This window comes from Siansivirga zeaxanthinifaciens CC-SAMT-1 (genome assembly GCF_000941055.1).
GTDB classification, from domain to species: Bacteria; Bacteroidota; Bacteroidia; order Flavobacteriales; family Flavobacteriaceae; genus Siansivirga; species Siansivirga zeaxanthinifaciens.
The window spans coordinates 3113067-3132560 of the sequence record NZ_CP007202.1; the positions used below are offsets into that span (position 1 = coordinate 3113067).

The window sequence follows — 19494 nt, forward strand, 5'->3', positions numbered from 1 at the left end:
TAACCACGTGCAAGTTAAAATGGCTTAGGAGTTTAAAAATACTGAATATGGTAACCAATAATACCGATTTACAATACTATTGTTCTAACACGCAGTATTTAGAAACAAAACAAATATAATTTTAAAATGACTTTTTTAATGAAGTAACTTTCATATATAAACCCAAGGCAATATCCTTACTTTAAAATAAGAAATAGAATGCTAGAATTTAGTATATAAAAATTTAACCTCATGAATAACTCCTGCATTAGATCTAAAAAAAATACTTAAAGCAGAAATTATTATTAGTATATGGTTTCATAGCTATATTTTACTAAATTAATTAAAAAAAACAAGTTTAAAAAAGATTATTTTCAAAGTGCCTGCTAATTTTCTAACTGAATCGAAAATAGCTTTATTAACACATTAATAAAATAGATATGGTTTTTGTTTTCAATGTTAGTCAGCAAAATCACATCATGAAAAACTACTATAAATGAATTAAGATATTTTATAGTGGGTTTATATTTACTCTAAGCCCCAGAAACAGAAAAAATTAACTATCTTAAAAGAATGAATAGAAGCAAAAAAAAATCCAGCTATAAGCTGGATTTTAAATTTATAATATGTTTTAAAATTAGTTTACTACTAACCTAAACCCTTCACCATGAATATTAAGTATTTCTACTTTTTCGTCTAGTTTAAGGTATTTACGTAATTTGGCAATGTAAACATCCATACTACGAGAGGTAAAATAATTATCGTCTCTCCAAATTTTAGTTAATGCTAACTCACGAGGCATTAAATCGTTTTCATGTAAGGCTAACAAACGTAATAATTCATTTTCCTTTGGAGAAAGTTTAATAGGCTCTCCTCCATTAAAACGTAAAAAACGTAGTTTTGAATTTAAATCGAACTTACCAATTTTAAACTCAAATTGTTTGCTATCGGAAATTGTTTCGGTGGCTTTACGTTGCATAATGGCTTTTATTTTCATTAATAAAACCTCACTATCAAACGGTTTATTTAAGTAATCGTCTGCTCCTACTTTATAGCCTTTTAATACGTCTTCTTTCATTGTTTTAGCAGTTAAGAAAACAATGGGTACATCGGCATTTTTTTCACGTATTTCTTTAGCTAATGTAAAACCATCTTTATATGGCATCATAACATCTAAAATACATAAATCGAAATCATCTTTTTTGAATTTCTCAAAACCTTCCATTCCGTTTTTAGCATGAACAACATCGTAATCGTTCATTATTAAATAATCTTTAAGAACGGTTCCGAAGTTTGGATCGTCTTCAACTAATAAAATTCTCTTTTTTATATCTTCCATATCTATGATATTAATGGTAGTTTAATTGTAAATGTACTTCCTTTATCTTTTTCACTTTCTACTGAAATATACCCTTGGTGGTCTTCAACTATGCGTTTAACATACGCTAAACCTAAACCATGACCTTTAACATTGTGTATATTTCCTGTGTGCTCTCTATAAAATTTTTCGAACACTCGTTTAACAGCTGCCTTACTCATACCACTACCGTGGTCTTTTATTTTTAATAGAATATTGGTACCCACATTTTCTGTGTACACCTCTATTTCTGGTGCCTCTGGAGAATACTTAATGGCATTATCCAGGATATTAACTATAACATTAGTAAAATGCGTTTCATTTGCTAAAACGGAAGCTTTTGGAGCGTCTAAAAATGTTTTTATATACCCTTGTCTATCTTCTACTATTAATTCTACATGGGTTATAGCATCTTCAATTAACTCATGTAAATTTAATCGATCTTTACTAATGTTTAATTCGTTTTTCTCAAGTTTAGATATTCTTAAAACGTTTTCTACCTGAGCGTGCATGCGTTTATTTTCATCTTTAATCATAGCTAAGTAACGCATAACTTTTTCTTTATCATCTATTATTTTAGGATTTTTAATAGAATCTAGTGCTAAGTTTATGGTTGCTATGGGTGTTTTAAACTCATGCGTCATGTTATTTATAAAATCTGTTTTTATTTCAGATATTTTTCTTTGTTTAATTAACTGAAATAAAGCACTCGAATACGCTAAAATTATAATTGATGTAAATATTACAGATAATAAAATCATTCCTATGATTGATGACATGATAAACTTTCTGTCTCCTGGAAAGTTTACTAACAACTTATAAATACTTTCGTTGTTTTCATCGTAAAAAATAGGCACACTATAGGTTGATGCCTTATCATATTCGAAGTTATCACTGTGTACTTTGGTCGCTAAATCGTTACTGTAAATGGCAAACTCAAAATCGATGTTTATACTATCTTTTTTAAGTTTCTCACTAAGCAACTCTCTTATTTGCTCTACCGATACTCTTTTGTGTACAGGATTACGCTTTGTGGCTTCTTTAAAACTTTTCTCAAAATTGATACGCTGCGCATCAGAAATAAGTCCGTCTCTAATAATTTTACTAATCGGACTTTGAGCAAAATCTTTATCTTTTAAATCAATATTCTTATAACTTTCTATGGATGATGAACCAATAATTCTGGTTATATCCATACTATCTAAACCTATGTCAAAGAGCGAAGAAGATAATTTATAATTTTCTTCTAAAACGTTGCTTCTATAAATTAACGTTTCCTTGGTATTGTTGTTTTGCTGATAAATGAACAACTGGGAAACGGCCGTTGAATCTATATCCTTTTGGTCTCTAATAATACTTTGAAACCTATCGTAATAGGTAGAAATTTCGTTCTCTTCAATGGTATTAGAGACATAATTAAGTGCCTTGTTAACATTAAACCTAAAACGTTCCTTTTCATTTTTTACAGAACCGTTAATGTAATAGGCTTGCACGAAAATAATTCCTATTAGAGATAAACTCATTAATAAAATTAATAGGAAAAAAGTTCTTTTGTTCATTATTCAAAATTAACATTTTAACATTTAGCTGTGGGTTCTTTTAACCTTACATTAACAAAAATGTTAAAATACTCATTTTTACTTTAAGAATTGATTATAAGTTGGTGTATTTTAAGAACTTGAAGCTTCGTATCCTCGATATCTACATTCTCGATTACGTATTTAGACAACTTAATTTTTTCTTCATCGGGCCATTGATTTTTAATTATAGCCTCAATTTTTTCTTTAGTAGTGTGATCGCGTTTCAATAAACGCTGAATGCGAATTTCTAAAGGCGCCGTTACAGTAATAACATCATCGCAAAGTTTGTGACCACCATTTTCAAACAAAATAGCAACTTCTTTTATAACATAAGGTGCTGTTTGTTTAGTAACCCATTTTTTAAAATGATTTGCTACTTTGGGATGTACGATAGCGTTCATTTTTTGTAAATAATCTGTATCGTTAAAAATAATTTGAGCTATAAATGGCTTATTTAAAGTATTATTTTTATAGGCATGTTCTCCAAATAATGCAATAAGCTTTCGTTTGATTACCTTAGAGGTATTCATGAGTTTCTTGGCTTCTTCATCTGCAATGTAAATAGGCACTCCTAACAAATGAAAAGATTTTGCTACCGTAGTTTTACCACTTCCTATACCTCCTGTAAGCCCTATAATTTTCATTTTTATACTCTAAAATTTAGCCAAAACATTATTTGGTAATTATAAACTCAATGCGTTGTTGTCCTACTTTTACTTTTTTAGCAATTTTTGGAACTTTCACTAATTCTGCGACTAAAAACGATTGATTTTTTAAAATTTTATTGTAATCGCAAACCACTTTAAAATCTTTAGTCGTTATTTTATTAAAATTGCCTAGACTTACGTAATACGATACATTTATTTCTTTTGGAAAGTATTTAACCGAAATGCTGTCAGGAACATTTATAATGGTTACAGGTATTTTTAAAATACCTTCGGTAAATTTATCTACAGTTCCCTTTAAAGTAATTTTAGTATTTGAATACTTCAAATCATTATCATTTTTAGAAAGATTTAAATCGACCGTTTTATTTATATCCGATTTTACCTCCTCTAAAACAACATGTTTGGTTTCTATATATTTTATGCTATCAACTTTAATTTTAGGACCAATAACAACAATAGAATCGGGAGTTAATTTAAAGTGATCTGCAAGATCATAACCCAAACTATATTGAATTTTAGAATTTAGTTTTACAGACACTTTTTTAACCATATTAACATCGTATCTAAAATACAAGGTATCTGGCGACATATTAAGCAACTCTACTTGCTTATCGAATTGTGTGTTGGCAACATAGGGCACCGACTTATGCCAAACAAAAACAGAATCTCTTTTATAAACATCGTTTTTAAAATCTATTACTATTTTAGGTTTCGAGAAATAGTATGTTAACCACTTAAAACCGTGTGTTTTTAGCGTTATGTTTAAATTTACCGAATCGTCTAAAATTAAATCGGCTTCGGGTACATTTAATTTTTCAATATTAAATGCCAGAGTATTGGTGTATGTTTTAGAGAGTTTAGTAAACAACAGAATTACAAAAGCCAATAATAAGAACAAAAAAAACACATTTATTTTTTTTCTTCTAATAAAAGCTAACACCTCTATAAGTTCTTTTTTAAACATTAGGTTTTAAAAAATAAATTAGGAAAATACGATTCTGGATTCTTTTTTAAAACATCGACTGCAAGCGTAGATTTTAAAAATCCGTAACCATAACCAAAAAACTGCACCGTTATTGCTATAATGGCGAAACAAGCTACTTTTAAATTTTTAGTTTCCCATAACGCTGCAATAAAAGCTACCATAAAATATAATACATATAGAGCCAAAAACAATTTAATTTTAAAAAATAAAAACACAGATACAACTAAACCTAAGCTAAAAAGTGTTGGTAACCAATATATTATTTTTTTTGTTGAAGGATGCCAAACCGACAATATGGGTCTTACCAACCCAAACTTATTAACTTGTTTGTAAAATTTTTGCCAGGAAATGCGTCTTTTATGATACACAAAAGCCTCCGGAATAAGTTTTGTTTTATACCCTAATTGCCATAACCTGATGGATAAATCGGGATCTTCACCTGGATGAATGTACCCGAAACCACCCGATTTTAAAAAGGCTTCTTTCGAAATTCCCATATTAAAACTGCGGGGTTGAAACGTATCAATACTTTTTTTATTTCCACGAATACCACCTGTGGTTAAAAACGATGTCATAGAAAAATTAATGGCTTTTTGTAAATCTGAAAACGACTCGTGTGCGGCATCGGGTCCTCCAAAACAATCAACATATTCGCTTTTAAGACTTTTCTCTACTTCAAAAAGATAATTAGCAGGTAAAATACAATCGGAATCCAGAATAATAAAATAATTACCTTTCGCTTGTTGCATACCAAAATTTCTAGAATCACCTGGCCCGGAATTTTCTTTAAAATAATAAGATATATTTAATTTAGAATTAAACTGGGCTACAACCTCTTTTGATGGTACCGTAGATCCGTCTTCAACAATAACAATCTCGAAAAGTGTTGTTGTTTTTAAAGCTTCAAAACTTTGCAGAAGCTCTAGTGTTTCGTCGGGACGGTTATACACCGGAATTATAAATGAAAACTCTAATTGCATATCACAAATGTAATTAATCCAATAACAAAATCACTTAAAATTTAAGAAACACCTATACTTACTTAAAACAAAAAAAGCCACTTTAAAAGTGGCTTTTCTGTATTGTAATATTATTTTTATTCTTCACCTGTAAAGGTTGCCATAACAGCATCGCTTACACCCATATTACTAAATCCACCGTCATTATAAAGGTTTTGAAGTGTAACACGTTTGGTTAAATCGCTAAATAAACTAACTGTATAATTAGCACAATCTAGAGCAGTAGCATTTCCAAGAGGCGACATTTTATCTGCATAAGCAATAAAACCATCAAATCCTTTTACACCACTACCGGCTGTGGTTGGTGTTGGCGACTGAGAAATGGTGTTAACGCGTACTTTTTTATCTCTTCCAAAGAAATAACCAAAACTACGCGCAATACTTTCTAAATACGCTTTGTTGTCGGCCATATCATTATAATCTGGAAAAACACGTTGTGCAGCCATATAAGATAAAGCTACGATACTACCCCACTCATTCATAGCATCTGCTTTGTAAAGCGTTTGCATAACTTTATGAAAAGACATGGCAGATACATCTGTACCCTTTTGAGTCCATTCGTAATTTTGATCGGTATAGTGTTTTCCTTTACGAACGTTAATAGACATACCTATTGAGTGTAAAACGAAGTCGATTTTACCTCCAAGAATTTCCATCGATTTTTCAACCAAATTTTGTAAATCTTCTACAGAAGTTGCATCGGCAGGAATTATTTGAGAACCTGTTTTTTCTGCTAATTCATTAATTTGTCCCATTCTCATAGCAACAGGCGCATTAGTTAAAACGAATTGACCACCTTCTTCATGAACGCGTTCTGCCGTTTTCCAAGCAATTGAATTAGAATCTAATGCTCCAAAAATGATTCCTTTTTTTCCCTTTAATAAATTGTATGACATACTTTTTAGTTTATATGTGGTGATTTAATTTTGTTATTAATTTTAAAATCACTCTAATTTTACAGCTGCAAAAATACTAAACTTTTAACTTATAATTTTAACTTTTATAATTTTTCAATTTAGCAACTCTTTGGCATGTGCTATTGCAGAAGACGATAATTCAATACCGCCAAGCATTTGTGCAATTTCTACAATACGCTCGTCGTGATTTAATTTTACCAAATTGGTTTGTGTAACATTATCGATATCTTCTTTGTATACCTTAAAGTGCGAATGCCCTTTAGCAGCAATTTGTGGTAAATGTGTAATAGAAAAAACTTGCATGGTCTTACTCATTTCTAACATAATATCGCCCATTTTATTGGAGATTTCTCCCGATACACCAGTATCAATCTCATCAAACATAATGGTAGGTAATTGAATATACTTTGCTAAAATTGATTTTATGGCAAGCATAATTCTAGATAGTTCACCACCAGAAGCTGCTTTTTTAAGTTCGTTGTAATTGCCGCCTTTATTTGCAGAAAACAAAAATGATAATTGATCTTTTCCGTTTGAAAAAAACGTGTCGGCTAGATTGAGCTCTATTTTAAATTGCGCATTTGGCATGCCTAAACTCGATAAAATAGTTTCTAACTGCGCTTTTAATTCAGGAATTACTTTTTCTCTATTATTATGAATTGCTTCAGAAATAGCATTTAATTCTTCTTGTTTTGAAGCTATTTCCGTTTGTTTTTTTAGAATTGAGGTATCTAAATTTTCGGTTAAAGATACTTTTTCTTCCAGTTGATTCTTTATTTCAATTAATTCTGAAATGGAATTCACTACATGCTTTTGCATTAAATTATTTAAAACACGTAGTTTGGCATCGACAAATTCTAGGCGTTTCGGGTCGGCTTCTAGATGACCTTGCATGGTATCTATATCGCTATAAACATCGTCCATTTCGATAAGGCTACTATTAACACGCTGATACAAATCGTCGTATTTTGAAGCATACGATGCTAACTTTTGCAAAGTGTTTTTTAAACTTGTTAAGCTTGATAAAATACCAATTTGTTCTTCACTTAACAATAAGTAAGCTTCGGCAAGTTTCTCTTTTATGCTTTCAATATTATTTAAACTATCGTATTCTTCTTCTAAAAGTTGTAATTCGTCTTCAACTAAATTAGCTTCTATTAATTCGTTTAATAAAAACGTATTATAATCGTGTTCTTTAATGGCTTCGGCCTGAAACTCTAACAACGCTTTTAATTCGCCTTTTAATTTTTTATATACTTTTAATTCTGAAGTAAAAGACAGTAGAATTGATTCGTTATTTGCAAGAGCATCAATGACTTGAAATTGAAATTCGTCGCTTGTTAATTGTAAGGTTTGATGTTGGGAATGAATGTCGATTAAACGCTCACCCAATATTTGCAAACTATTTAAATTTACAGGAGAATCATTAACAAAGGCTCGAGATTTTCCCGAAGGTAAAATTTCTCTTCTTATAATGGTGTGTTCATCGAAGTCTAAGTCTTCGGCTGCAAACAAACCTTTTAAATTATAGTTAGTTATATTAAAATTGGCTTCAATAATACATTTTTTAGTATTGTCTTTAAGACTACTTAAATCGGCTCGTTTTCCTAAAATTAAGGACAAACCGCCTAACAGTATTGATTTTCCAGTCCCAGTTTCTCCGGTAATAATAGAAAAACCATCATTAAAATCGACTTGAAGATTATCAATTAATGCGTAATTATTTATTGAAAGTGATGTTAGCAAACCTCGTTAATCAATTAAATTAATAAAACTAAATATAGTGATTGTGTTTTAAATTGCAGTAAACTTAAAACTTAATATTTTGCCATTTACTGTTATGCATTGGAGCAACTTTTTGAAGTGTTTCTTTAGTAGCTGCAATATCTATACTTGGTCCGTTTGTAAAAATTTGTTCAATTTCATCGGCTTTGGCATCAAAGAAAGTTCGCAAAATAAAAGAATTAGGACGACGGCTGTTCATGGCTTTAAAACTGTTTAAAGCAACAGCAACCTCTTTTTTTCCTTCCTTTACATTGTCGCTCATAACATCTAAACCTTTTCGATGGTAATCGTACATAATTTGACGGTATTCTTTAAATGTAGGAGACAAGATGTTGTCTATTAGGGTGAATCTGCTTTGAAGTCCGTCTTCTACTTTCCAACCTCTAAAATTACCTTGTTGCGAGTAATTTGTAATGGTTTGCGCTTGTTTAAAATAAGGGTCGCCACCGTTTGGAGCAAATGTATCGGCATCTAAACCTAAAATCATGTAAATATGAAATGCCAAAACAGATATCATATTAGATTCGAACTGTGTTGGATTGAATATTAAATTTTGATATTCTAAATATCTGAAATTAAAATCCCTATCATTAAAATTATAAACAGGCGAACTAAATGAGGATCCATAAACGGGTCTAGACGACTGCACTTGAAGCGATGCTGTAAAAGCTTCTCCACTGTAATTTGTAACATTTATAATCATGCTACAATCGATGCGTTCGTTAATAGTAAACGATTTATTAGTCCATTTGGTATTATTAACAAACTCGTTTAATTGCGTTTCTAATGTTTTAAAAATTGGAAAATTTTCGTTTCCTGTTTGTTGTGCATTAACAACAACATTACAATTTAATTCTTGGGTAAAACCCATAAATCCTAAACTGAAAAATAAAACTATTAAAAAATTACGCATTAATTTGTTCTGTTATTTTATTTAGTAAATCTTTAGCAACATCGGCTTTAGATTTTAGTTGAAATTCTGTTACAACATTATTTGCATCAATAAAAGTAACTTTATTCGTGTCACTTTTAAATCCAGCGCCTGCATCATTTAACGAATTTAAAACAATTAAATTTAAATTCTTTCTTTTAAGCTTATCTTTTGCGTTTTCGAGTTCGTTATTCGTTTCTAAGGCAAAACCTACCAAAAACTGATGTGTTTTAATGGCTCCGATAGAGGCTAAAATGTCTTTTGTTTTCTCTAATTCTAATGATAACGTAGAACTATTCTTCTTTATTTTCTGAGGGGCTACTTCTTTTGGTTTGTAATCTGCCACGGCTGCAGAAAGAATGGCAACATCACAGTTACTAAAATGATTATGCACAGCATGATACATATCTTCTGCGCTTGTAACCGGTATAACAGTTATTAAACTGTGGGATACTGTTTGATTGGTAGGACCAGAAATTAAAATAACTTCTGCTCCCAATTGAGCAGCTGCTTTAGCAATTTCAAATCCCATTTTACCGCTGGAATGGTTTCCAATAAATCTAACAGGATCAATAGCTTCGTAAGTAGGTCCGGCTGTAATAAGTATTTTTTTATTTTTAAGTGGTAGTTTAGCTAAAACATCGTTTTCAATAAATGAAACAATAGCTTCTGGTTCTGCCATTCTGCCTTCACCAATTAAACCACTTGCTAACTCGCCACTAGTTGCGGGAATCATAATGTTTCCGAAGCTTTTTAAAGTGTTAAAAGAATTTAGAGAACTTTCGTGCTTGTACATATCTAAATCCATGGCTGGTGCAAAATAAACAGGGCATTTTGCTGAAAGATATGTTGCTAATAATAAATTATCGCAAGTACCATTAGCCATTTTAGACAGGGTGTTTGCAGTAGCGGGCGCAATAACAAAAAAATCGGCCCATAGGCCTAAATCGACATGACTGTTCCATACGCCATTGTCTTCATCTTCATTAACAAAGGATGAATATACAGGATTTTTTGAAAGTGTAGATAAGGTTAGCGGTGTTACAAACTCTTTTGAAGCAGGGGTCATGACAACTTTTACATGAGCACCCAACTTAACAAATAACCTTACAAGTGAAGCTGTTTTATAAGCGGCAATACCACCACTAATTCCTAATAGTATGTTTTTGCCGCTTAGTATAGACATGTATTAAAAATTACTGATTATCTTCTTCAGTATTTCTAAAGTAAATTTTATCTGTTAACCATTCTTGAACGGCTAACGCATGAGGTTTTGGTAACTTTTCGTAAAATTTAGAAACCTCAATTTGCTCTTTGTTTTCAAAGATTTCTTCAAGGCTATCGTTGTAAGTAGCAAATTCTTCTAACTTATCGATAAGTTCTTTTTTAATCTCTGTGTTAATTTGTTCTGCACGTTTAGCGATGATAGAAATTGACTCGTAGATATTTTCTGTTGGTTCGTCAATTTGATTTCTGTCGTACGTAATAGTATTAACAGGAGCATTGGTTTTTTTTAAGTCCATTTTAATTTGTTATTTAACTTTTAATGCTGTATTTGTTTAATTCTTCATCTAAATTGGCAGCCATTTGATCTAATGCTTCTATGTGACTAGAATTTGAATACGCCTTTTTAAATGCTTCGTAATAATCTTTAGCTGTTTTTAATCGTGCAAGTTTTTTATACTCCACACTATTCATTGCTAATTGGTAAGCAGAATCGAATCTGTAAAACAAAGCATCTTCACGTAATACAGAGCCAGGGAATTCAAAAATAAAATTATCAAATGATTTTATTGATGCCTGAAAATCAGATACATGATTGTATTGTTTTGCAATTTCGAATGCTTTTTTTTCTAATTTATAATCTAATTCTTTAACAAGTTTATTTGCCTCAGATAGATATTCTGATTCTGGGTATAAATTAATAAACGTTTGAAGTTTTTCAATAGCACTTTTTGTTTCTTTTTGATCTTTTGAATACGCCGGCGATAACATGTAATAACTTTTAGCTGCTAAAAAAGATGCTTCCTCTAATTTTTCACTTTTTGGGTAACTAGATGCAAAACGTTCAAATTGATATCCAGCCGTATAAAAATCTTGAATTTCATAAAACGATTGTGAATATAAATACATTAACTTTTCTGCTTGAGGTTTTCCTCTGTAGCTAGGTACTATTTGAGCAAACAACTTATTTGCTTTAGCATATTTACCAGCATCATAAAGGTCTTGTCCCATTTTAAACTTAGCGCCAATATCTTCAGCTTTTAAAACCTTTTGATATTCACTACAACCAGTTAAAATTGAAAATGTTATTAATATGTATAATATTTTATTCATGCTATTTTATTAATTGTTTTAAAAGCCATTTGTAGGTTTAATTAAAAACTAAAATAAAACATCTCGTGGTTTTAAAACAAGATGCAAAATTAAGTTATTAATATGGATTTTAAAAATATTATTTTAACGCTAATTTACTTGATGTATTATACACCAAAGAATGATTAAGTTATATTTAACTTTTTGAAGGTTCTATTACATCAAAACATTTATAATCTAACACCAGTTCGCCTGCTTTGTTAAAATATTGGGCTTTTTTAAATTTAAAATCTATTTGCACTTCGTTTAAGACATAAGAATGCATTTGATGCACTTCTTGATTGAAGGATTCGTCGTAATAACTTATCATTATTAATAGTTCGCCGTGAAGTTTTTTTATGTCTTCGTTTGAATATTTACTTAATGGGCTGTCATTATCAAGTTCATGAACTATGGTCCAAGTTGTTGGCAGGTAATTAATTGAATCGCGTTCTAATTTTAAGTTATAAAAATTATTTTCGTAATCTCCTAATGCGTTTTTAACGGAAAGCGATAAGGTTACCTTTATTTTTGGATAAATCATGATTGTTTTTCTATGATTTACCAATCGGAACATGATAGCTCTGCCATCGTTAAAATCTCTAATAATTAAATTTTTACTAAACAATGTTGCCGATCGTGGTTTAGAAAATCTGCCATAAATTAATCCTGTAGCAAAGGCAAAAAGCAGCAAGCCTAAAAAGGCTTCAAAAGAGGATATAAACCCACTGCTTATACCATGAGGGGCCATAACACCGTAACCAAGTGTAGTAAAGGTTTGTGTTGAAAAGAAAAATGCGTTGTAAAAATCGAGTACAAATTCGCCTGTCGATGGGGTTATTTGTTCTATACCAATAAGGATGTATAGGAGTGCAAAAACAGCATTAATTAAAAACCCAAAAACAAAAATGAGTGTAAAAAAATGAAACCACGTAATATTAACCAGATAGTGATAAGCTTCTGAAAATTTACGTGGTTTGTTTATGTATTTCAAATTAAAAGTTCCATCGGGATTCATCATCCTTTTAGCGTGCTCTGATGACGCATTGCCAATACCCGGATCTTTTATTTTATTTTCCAATTTAGAAGTTTTCTATAAACGTCTTAATTTTTTCTTTAAGTTGATTAGATGCGGGTACTAAAGGCAATCTAACAGTATCGTTACATAAATTCAAGGCATTAAAAACACCTTTTATTCCAGCCGGGTTGTTTTCTTCAAAAATATATCCAGTAACATCGAGCAGTCTGTAATTTAACTTGTAAGCTTCTTTCGCATCGCCTTTTAATCCCAAGCGAATCATTTCTGAAAATTCTTTTGGAAAGCCTTGTCCAATAACCGAAATAACGCCTGCACCTCCTGCTAAAACTACGCCTAAAGCTAAATCGTCGTCACCAGAAATAATTAAAAAATCTTCTGGTTTATTTTTAATAAGCTCTAAGTATTGCGACATGCTATTTCCTGCTTCTTTAACTCCTATAATATTATTAAAATCGTTCGCTAGTCTTAAAGTAGTAGAAACTTCCATGTTTTTTGAGGTACGCCCTGGAACATTATACAAAATAATATCAATTGGCGATACTTCTGAAATCGCTTTAAAATGCTGATAAATACCTTCTTGTGTTGGCTTACTGTAATATGGAGATACCGATAAAATGGCATCAAAAATACTTAAATCGGTTGTTTGAATTTCTTCAATTACTTGTGCAGTATTGTTTCCTCCAATTCCTAAAACCATAGGAACTCGGCCGTTATTAGCAACTGCAATCGTATTAATAACCTCTTTTTTCTCTTGCTTAGTAATAGTAACACTTTCGGCTGTAGTTCCACAAACTACAAGGTATTCTACACCATTATCGATATTGAAATTCACAATATTTTTTAAAGCATCATGATCTATACTTAAATCTTGTTTAAAAGGTGTAACTAAAGCAACTCCAGTTCCTAGAAACTTACTATTCATTTTTAATTTTATTTAATATAGTTAGGTATTTAAAAACTTCGTCTTTAAACACATTAAATTCATTTATTTTAGTTTTAATGATTAAATCGTTTAAGCGATTATCATCAGGCAAAATACCAATTTTAAATTTTGCTTTCGATTTTGCTGTTAATAATTTCAATTCTAACAAATTAGACGAATAATAACTAATTAAAGCATCAAAATCTGTCTCTAGAAACGTATGTAATTCTATATTTTTTATGGTGGCTTTCCAACCAAAATCTTTCAAATTAAAAACATTAGAATTTGTCTGATTTTTTTTTGTGCTAAAACCTATAACTTTTAGCTTATTTGGTTGAATTTTTAATAGGTTTCCCAAATCATAAAAAACATCAAATTTTTCTATTTCATCTAAATTAACTACGACTGCAAGGCTTTCAATTTTATTGTTGTTAGCAAGAAGTTGTCTTTTTGATAACAATTTGTTTAAGTACTTTTTATTAGATTTAACCTTAAAACTTTTTAAAATCATTTACCTTTATACTTTTGCGCAAAGGTAGCAAAAGTACATTCAAAAAATCATCAAATTACACTAAGTTTAATTAAATGACCTTAAAACATTATTTTTTATTAGCAACCGCTCTAGCTATTTATGGCTGTAAACAACCGCAACAATTTCTAACTAAAGTTGAAGGAACCGAAATAAATATTTCCGATTCAATATACGCCGACCCCAGAATTGAAGCCTATATTAAGCCCTACAGAAAACACATAGAAACTTATTTAGACAGTGTTTTAGCCTATTCTAAAGAAACCTACACAAAATTTGATGGCGAATACAATACAGCACTTGGTAATTTTATGGCCGATGCCCTTTACGAACAAGCAAATCCTGTTTTTTTAAAAAGAACAGGTAAAAATATTGACATGTCCATTCTAAATTATGGTGGTATGCGAGCCATTATTTCTAAGGGAAACGTAACTATAAAAAATGCTTTCGAATTAATGCCTTTTGAAAACAGCATTGTTGTAGTGGCACTAAAAGGCCATCAAATAGATGACATTATAGCATACTTACTCAAGTCGAAAAAAGCCAATCCCATTTCTAAACTTAAATTAAAAATTGATAAAGATTTTAATGTGATAGAAAAAACTATAAATGGCGAAGCCATTGATGCCAATCGTATTTATTACATTGCTACAAACGATTATTTATACAATGGTGGCGATTATATGACTTTTTTCAAACCCAACGTAGGGCTTTATAAATTAGATTATAAAATTAGAAATGCCCTTATAGATTATTTCACAAAAATAGACACTTTGAAACCTGTAATAGACGACCGATTTATTCAAATAAAATAGAAAATGAAAAGGAGAGATTTTATACAACAAACGGCTGCAACAACCGCTTTAGTGACTGTTGGAGGTTTCGGACTTCAATCGTTTACTAGCGCACCTCAAACTACTAAAATAACCATTCTGCATACCAACGATGTTCATAGCCATATCGATCCATTTAGTCCTACAGATGGTATGTATGCCAATAAGGGTGGTGTGGCCAGACGAGCGACTTTAATTGAACATATTAGAAAAGATAATCCAAATACATTATTGGTTGATGCCGGCGATATTTTTCAAGGTACACCCTACTTTAATTATTATGGTGGTGAGTTAGAGTTTAAATTAATGAGTATGTTAAAATATGATGTTGCTACCATAGGAAACCACGATTTCGACAATGGAATTGAGGGTTTATTTGCACAATTACCGCATGCCGAATTTGACTTTATTTCTGCCAATTACGATTTTTCTAATACCATCATGGATACACATGTGAAGCCTTACAAGACTTTTGTAAAAGATAACATCAAAATAGGCGTCTTTGGATTGGGTATAAAATTAAAAGGCATTGTAGATGAAGCGTTGTCTAAAGAAACAAAATACCTCGACCCAATAGAAATGTCTCAGGAAATGACGCGCATTCTAAAAAATGACGCGCATTGCGATTTAATTATTTGTTTATCCCACCTGGGTTATGAGTACAACGATAATCCGAAAAAAATTAGTGATTTAAATTTGGCTGCGCAGACTAAAGATATTGATTTAATTATAGGTGGCCACACACATACGTTTCTTGATAAACCTACGGTTGTAAAAAATAAGGAAGGTAAAAACGTTTTAATTAATCAAGTAGGATGCTATGGCATCAATCTGGGTAAAATTGATTTTTATTTTGATTCGAGTAAAAACAAAACAGCAAAAGGTGTTTCTATTGTTGTTTAAATAATAATCTTATTCGATTTATAATTTTTATTGAACTTGTAAGACGCAAGAATTCGATCGTATATAACATACCTGAATAAAAAATAAATTGATAAAACATAGAAAATGCCTTCCAACGCTACGAAACTCCAATTAAACAAATAATACAGATTTACAAAATTAAGAAAGGCCGAAAAATCAATACATATTACAGCTATTAAAAACATAACATTTTTCATAGAATCTTCTTTAAAATAAAGACTTAAAGCTATAAAAGAAAGAAAAACCAAACCAATTATTTTTAATGTTATTAAGAGCAAAGTAACATCATCATTTATAAAACCAAGAAGTTTTAAATACAGGATATGTATAAAGTAAATGGCAATGGCTAAAACCAAAAACAAATATGTCTTTATTACATTCTGAATTTTAATAAACTTAACCTCTGGTAACACCAGTAGTATTAAACAAAAATAGCTCAATAAATACAGTAAGCTTGTAGCTTTCCCTTCAAAAAAATGAAATACTAAGGAAAGATCACCTAAAAAGGTGAAAATTAAAAAGGATATAAATATACTGTTACGACATTTAAACTTTACTAAGTATATTGAAAACAAAGGTATAAAGAAAGGAAATAGAACCTTAAACAAATGTTTAATTTCTAAAAAACAAGCAACTAAATTAAGTCCTATTAAAAAGAATAAACTAATTACAAAGAACATATTTTCCTTTAAAAATGAAAAATATTTCATACTATTAAATTTAGGGGATATAAAAATAATAAGCACTTAATAAAAATCGTTAAAAATCAAAATAAATCGATGAAACACATTTTAAAAACGTATTTCATCGAAAAAAAATTAATTTTAGTTAGGGTTTTAGGCTCTATTTTGAAAACAAAAAAATTAGCAATTAGTTTCGTATGCTATTTCAACTTCCAATTTTTTTTCATCTATAAGTTTGGCCTGCTGAAAAATAAAGTAGTAGGATATAATGTGAAGGGTTGTAGATAAAATATTAAGTATATTTCTTTGGGAAATATAACTATATGCTATCCAAATAACCTCAGCAAAAACAATAGTTAAAACAGCTAAAAATAAATATAAAGATTTTACATTATCTCTGTAAAAATAATTTAGTAAAGAAGCAGATAATAACATTAACAATACTATGTTATAAATTAATTCTACTAAATACTCATTGGTACTTAATAAATACGGCCCAATAATAATTTGCAAAACATAAACTATATACACGCTTAAAAGTAGTAATACTAATAAATGGATATTATAATTTTTTATAATCTCTTTGAAATTAATTGTCTTCAAAATTTTTAATAGTAAAAATATATAGGCTAGTATATATAGAACGTTGCCACCATAATAATCTACTTCATATGGAATGTATTTTGAAACTAAAACAAATAAATCTGAAATAGAATATAAAACCAAAAACAAAACTAAAAAAAGAGACCGCTGCTTAATTTTAATAAAGTACATCACAGTAACAATTGGCAAAATAAGAGCCTCGCTGTAATTTGAATACAAATTATTGTCAACAAGCTCAAATCCTATTGAAGAAAGATATACTAAACCTAAAAGACCCAATAAAAATTTACATTTTTCCATAATACCTATTTATGGTTCGGATACAAATATAAAAAAATATTACATATAAACGTAAAAAATATGCTTTTTATCGATAAAATTTATTTTTATTTTATTTTTTGTAAGAATTCATATTCATTAATTAATGTAATACCTAAATCTTCGGCCTTCTTCTTTTTACTTGGACCCATATTATCGCCGGCGACTATAAAACTGGTTTTAGAAGAAATAGAACTGCTCACCTTACCCCCATTATTTTCAATAAGTTTTTTAAGTTCATCTCGTGAAACCGATTCAAATACGCCAGTTATAACGATACTTTGACCAGAAAGCAGATCTGTTTGTCCTTTTAACTCCTCTTCAGACATTTCCAACTGCACACCAAATTGCTTTAATCTTTGTATGATTCTGATATTTTCTTCAGAGCGAAAAAACAAACATACACTTTCAGCAATTTTAATTCCAATCTCATCAACGCTAATTAGCATATCCTCTGTAGCATCGGCAATAGCATCAATACTTTTGTAATGTTTTGCTAATTTTTTTGCTACCGTTTCACCAACATACCGAATTCCTAAAGCATATAAAACGCGTTCAAAAGGAATCTTTTTAGAATTTTCGATGCCATTTATTAAGTTATCGGCACTTTTATCGGCCATACGCTCTAAAGGCAGGATTTGCTCTTTAGTTAATTCGTATAAATCGGAGTAATTATTAATAATTCTTTCATTAACAAGCAAAGCAACTGTTTCGCCTCCCAAACCTTCTATATCCATGGCTTTTCTTGAAATAAAATGCTGAATACGACCTATAATTTGGGGATTACATCCATTATAATTGGGGCAGTAATGCTGTGCCTCGCCTTCTTGTCGTACAAGCTCTGTTTTACATTCCGGACAAAAACTAATGTACTGCGTAGGCTTAGAATTTAAAGGACGTTTAGATACATCTACACCCAAAATTTTAGGAATTATTTCTCCACCTTTTTCCACATAAACTTCGTCGCCAACACGAATGTCTAATTTTTCTATTTGATCAGCATTATGCAGCGAGGCTCTCTTAACCGTTGTTCCTGCTAACTCAACAGGTTCTAAATTTGCAACAGGCGTAATAGCCCCGGTGCGTCCCACTTGATAGGTTATACTATTTAATCGTGTTGAAACTTGTTCGGCTTTAAACTTATAAGCCATGGCCCAACGTGGTGCTTTAGCTGTATAACCTAATTCTTCTTGTTGCTGTAAACTATTTACTTTAATAACAACACCGTCGGTTTCGTAAGGCAAATTGTGTCGGTGGGTATTCCAATAGTCTATAAACTCTAAAACCGCATCAATCGATTTTACAAGTTTTGCAGCTTGTGGTACTTTAAATCCCCACTGTCTGGCTTTTTCTAAACTTTCAAATTGTGTATTTACACCTAGATTTGTACCAGATAAATTATACAACAAACACTCCAAAGGTCGTTTGGCTACTTCGGCACTATCTTGTAATTTCAAACTGCCTGAAGCTGTATTTCTTGGGTTTCTATAGGGTTCTTCGCCAATTTCAATGCGTTCTTCATTCATTTTATTAAACCCATCGAAAGGCAGAACTATTTCACCACGAATATCAAATTCATCTGGATAATCTCCCTTTAATTGAAGGGGAACCGATTTAATAGTTTTAATATTTGCAGTTACATTATCTCCTTGAAAACCATCGCCTCGGGTAACTGCTTTTAATAATTTTCCGTGTTTATAAGTAAGACTTATGGACGCTCCATCATATTTTAATTCGCAAGTGTATTCTATATCGCCTTCAATTATTTTTTTAATTCGGGTTTCCCAATCTAGCAAATCTTCTTTGGAATATGAATTTTCTAAAGAATACATGCGGTAGGTATGCGGAATGGTTTCGAAATTTTTGGTGACTTCACCGCCCACGCGCTGTGTTGGTGAACTGGCATCGTAAAATTCTGGATGCTGGGCTTCTAATTCTTGAAGTTTCTTCAGCTTTATATCAAATTCAAAATCTGAAATTATAGGGTTATCTAAAACATAATAGTTATAATTATGCTGATTTAATTCTTCTCTAAGTTGTTTTATTTCTTGCTCTGCACTCATACTA

Annotated in this window: 18 protein-coding genes; 2 read left to right on the forward strand and 16 right to left on the reverse strand. The window is 30.6% G+C overall.

Translation table 11 applies throughout. The features are described 5' to 3' along the window. Positions 1-616: 616 nt before the first annotated feature. From AW14_RS13410 to AW14_RS13475, 14 genes are all read right to left on the reverse strand, one after another. Positions 617-1318: a response regulator transcription factor gene (locus AW14_RS13410; RefSeq protein WP_044639268.1), complete on the reverse strand. Its 702-nt coding sequence runs from the start codon at positions 1316-1318 to the stop codon at positions 617-619. Positions 1319-1320: 2 nt separating this feature from the next. After that, positions 1321-2859: a sensor histidine kinase gene (locus tag AW14_RS13415; protein WP_084708935.1), complete on the reverse strand. Its 1539-nt coding sequence runs from the start codon at positions 2857-2859 to the stop codon at positions 1321-1323. A 119-nt stretch (positions 2860-2978) separates the two neighbouring features. Further along, positions 2979-3560 carry a dephospho-CoA kinase gene (gene coaE / locus AW14_RS13420; RefSeq protein WP_044639270.1) on the reverse strand — a complete coding sequence of 194 codons (582 nt, stop codon included), beginning with the start codon at positions 3558-3560 and terminating at the stop codon, positions 2979-2981. Positions 3561-3588: 28 nt separating this feature from the next. After that, positions 3589-4548: a YbbR-like domain-containing protein gene (locus tag AW14_RS13425; RefSeq protein WP_044639271.1), complete on the reverse strand. Its 960-nt coding sequence runs from the start codon at positions 4546-4548 to the stop codon at positions 3589-3591. Then, positions 4548-5549, reverse strand: coding sequence for a glycosyltransferase (locus AW14_RS13430; protein WP_044639272.1), 1002 nt, complete (start codon positions 5547-5549; stop codon positions 4548-4550). Before AW14_RS13430 ends, AW14_RS13425 begins: the two co-directional genes overlap by 1 nt. 116 nt (positions 5550-5665) lie before the next feature. Further along, a complete protein-coding gene (locus tag AW14_RS13435; RefSeq protein ID WP_044639273.1) occupies positions 5666-6484 on the reverse strand; it encodes an enoyl-ACP reductase FabI in 819 nt (272 codons plus the stop codon). A 114-nt stretch (positions 6485-6598) separates the two neighbouring features. Then, entirely contained in the window at positions 6599-8251 is a 1653-nt protein-coding gene (gene recN / locus AW14_RS13440; RefSeq protein WP_044639274.1) for a DNA repair protein RecN, read from the reverse strand. 64 nt (positions 8252-8315) lie between these two features. Further along, positions 8316-9203: a type IX secretion system protein PorD gene (gene porD, locus AW14_RS13445; protein WP_044639275.1), complete on the reverse strand. Its 888-nt coding sequence runs from the start codon at positions 9201-9203 to the stop codon at positions 8316-8318. After that, positions 9196-10407, reverse strand: a complete 1212-nt coding sequence (gene coaBC, locus AW14_RS13450; RefSeq protein WP_044639276.1) for a bifunctional phosphopantothenoylcysteine decarboxylase/phosphopantothenate--cysteine ligase CoaBC — start codon at positions 10405-10407, stop codon at positions 9196-9198. The genes porD and coaBC overlap by 8 nt, the downstream gene beginning before the upstream one ends. A gap of 10 nt (positions 10408-10417) precedes the next feature. Beyond that, positions 10418-10744, reverse strand: coding sequence for a DNA-directed RNA polymerase subunit omega (locus AW14_RS13455; RefSeq protein ID WP_044639277.1), 327 nt, complete (start codon positions 10742-10744; stop codon positions 10418-10420). Positions 10745-10757: 13 nt separating this feature from the next. Beyond that, the gene (locus AW14_RS13460; protein WP_044639278.1) at positions 10758-11558 is read right to left on the reverse strand and encodes an outer membrane protein assembly factor BamD; all 801 of its coding nucleotides are present in this window, start codon (positions 11556-11558) and stop codon (positions 10758-10760) included. Positions 11559-11733: 175 nt separating this feature from the next. Then, positions 11734-12657: an ion channel gene (locus AW14_RS13465; protein ID WP_154662161.1), complete on the reverse strand. Its 924-nt coding sequence runs from the start codon at positions 12655-12657 to the stop codon at positions 11734-11736. A gap of 1 nt (position 12658) precedes the next feature. Further along, positions 12659-13537, reverse strand: coding sequence for a 4-hydroxy-tetrahydrodipicolinate synthase (gene dapA / locus AW14_RS13470; RefSeq protein ID WP_044639279.1), 879 nt, complete (start codon positions 13535-13537; stop codon positions 12659-12661). Further along, a complete protein-coding gene (locus tag AW14_RS13475) occupies positions 13530-14048 on the reverse strand; it encodes a DUF6913 domain-containing protein (RefSeq protein WP_044639280.1) in 519 nt (172 codons plus the stop codon). The genes dapA and AW14_RS13475 overlap by 8 nt, the downstream gene beginning before the upstream one ends. 74 nt (positions 14049-14122) lie before the next feature. Here AW14_RS13475 and AW14_RS13480 point away from each other — a divergent pair, with 74 nt between their 5' ends. Both AW14_RS13480 and AW14_RS13485 read left to right on the forward strand, forming a co-directional pair. Continuing rightward, positions 14123-14881 carry a 5'-nucleotidase C-terminal domain-containing protein gene (locus AW14_RS13480; protein WP_044639281.1) on the forward strand — a complete coding sequence of 253 codons (759 nt, stop codon included), beginning with the start codon at positions 14123-14125 and terminating at the stop codon, positions 14879-14881. 3 nt (positions 14882-14884) lie between these two features. Then, positions 14885-15802 carry a bifunctional metallophosphatase/5'-nucleotidase gene (locus AW14_RS13485; RefSeq protein WP_044639282.1) on the forward strand — a complete coding sequence of 306 codons (918 nt, stop codon included), beginning with the start codon at positions 14885-14887 and terminating at the stop codon, positions 15800-15802. Positions 15803-16686: 884 nt separating this feature from the next. Here AW14_RS13485 and AW14_RS13495 read toward each other — a convergent pair. Both AW14_RS13495 and ligA read right to left on the reverse strand, forming a co-directional pair. Continuing rightward, positions 16687-17409 (reverse strand): hypothetical protein, encoded by a 723-nt coding sequence (locus AW14_RS13495; protein WP_052647525.1) that lies wholly within the window; start codon positions 17407-17409, stop codon positions 16687-16689. 86 nt (positions 17410-17495) lie between these two features. After that, positions 17496-19490, reverse strand: a complete 1995-nt coding sequence (gene ligA, locus AW14_RS13500; RefSeq protein ID WP_044639284.1) for an NAD-dependent DNA ligase LigA — start codon at positions 19488-19490, stop codon at positions 17496-17498. Between the last annotated feature and the right edge of the window lie 4 nt (positions 19491-19494).

Bases quoted from the DNA above. Each gene is read 5' to 3' on its own strand.
- AW14_RS13415 (WP_084708935.1), bottom strand. From the start codon at position 2,859: ATGAGTTTATCTCTAATAGGAATTATTTTCGTGCAAGCCTATTACATT.
- AW14_RS13475 (WP_044639280.1), bottom strand. From the start codon at position 14,048: ATGATTTTAAAAAGTTTTAAGGTTAAATCTAATAAAAAGTACTTAAAC.
- AW14_RS13460 (WP_044639278.1), bottom strand. From the start codon at position 11,558: ATGAATAAAATATTATACATATTAATAACATTTTCAATTTTAACTGGT.
- AW14_RS13480 (WP_044639281.1), top strand. From the start codon at position 14,123: ATGACCTTAAAACATTATTTTTTATTAGCAACCGCTCTAGCTATTTAT.
- ligA (WP_044639284.1), bottom strand. From the start codon at position 19,490: ATGAGTGCAGAGCAAGAAATAAAACAACTTAGAGAAGAATTAAATCAG.
- AW14_RS13495 (WP_052647525.1), bottom strand. From the start codon at position 17,409: ATGGAAAAATGTAAATTTTTATTGGGTCTTTTAGGTTTAGTATATCTT.
- AW14_RS13425 (WP_044639271.1), bottom strand. From the start codon at position 4,548: ATGTTTAAAAAAGAACTTATAGAGGTGTTAGCTTTTATTAGAAGAAAA.
- AW14_RS13410 (WP_044639268.1), bottom strand. From the start codon at position 1,318: ATGGAAGATATAAAAAAGAGAATTTTATTAGTTGAAGACGATCCAAAC.
- AW14_RS13455 (WP_044639277.1), bottom strand. From the start codon at position 10,744: ATGGACTTAAAAAAAACCAATGCTCCTGTTAATACTATTACGTACGAC.
- AW14_RS13430 (WP_044639272.1), bottom strand. From the start codon at position 5,549: ATGCAATTAGAGTTTTCATTTATAATTCCGGTGTATAACCGTCCCGAC.
- coaE (WP_044639270.1), bottom strand. From the start codon at position 3,560: ATGAAAATTATAGGGCTTACAGGAGGTATAGGAAGTGGTAAAACTACG.
- dapA (WP_044639279.1), bottom strand. From the start codon at position 13,537: ATGAATAGTAAGTTTCTAGGAACTGGAGTTGCTTTAGTTACACCTTTT.
- porD (WP_044639275.1), bottom strand. From the start codon at position 9,203: ATGCGTAATTTTTTAATAGTTTTATTTTTCAGTTTAGGATTTATGGGT.
- coaBC (WP_044639276.1), bottom strand. From the start codon at position 10,407: ATGTCTATACTAAGCGGCAAAAACATACTATTAGGAATTAGTGGTGGT.
- AW14_RS13485 (WP_044639282.1), top strand. From the start codon at position 14,885: ATGAAAAGGAGAGATTTTATACAACAAACGGCTGCAACAACCGCTTTA.
- AW14_RS13435 (WP_044639273.1), bottom strand. From the start codon at position 6,484: ATGTCATACAATTTATTAAAGGGAAAAAAAGGAATCATTTTTGGAGCA.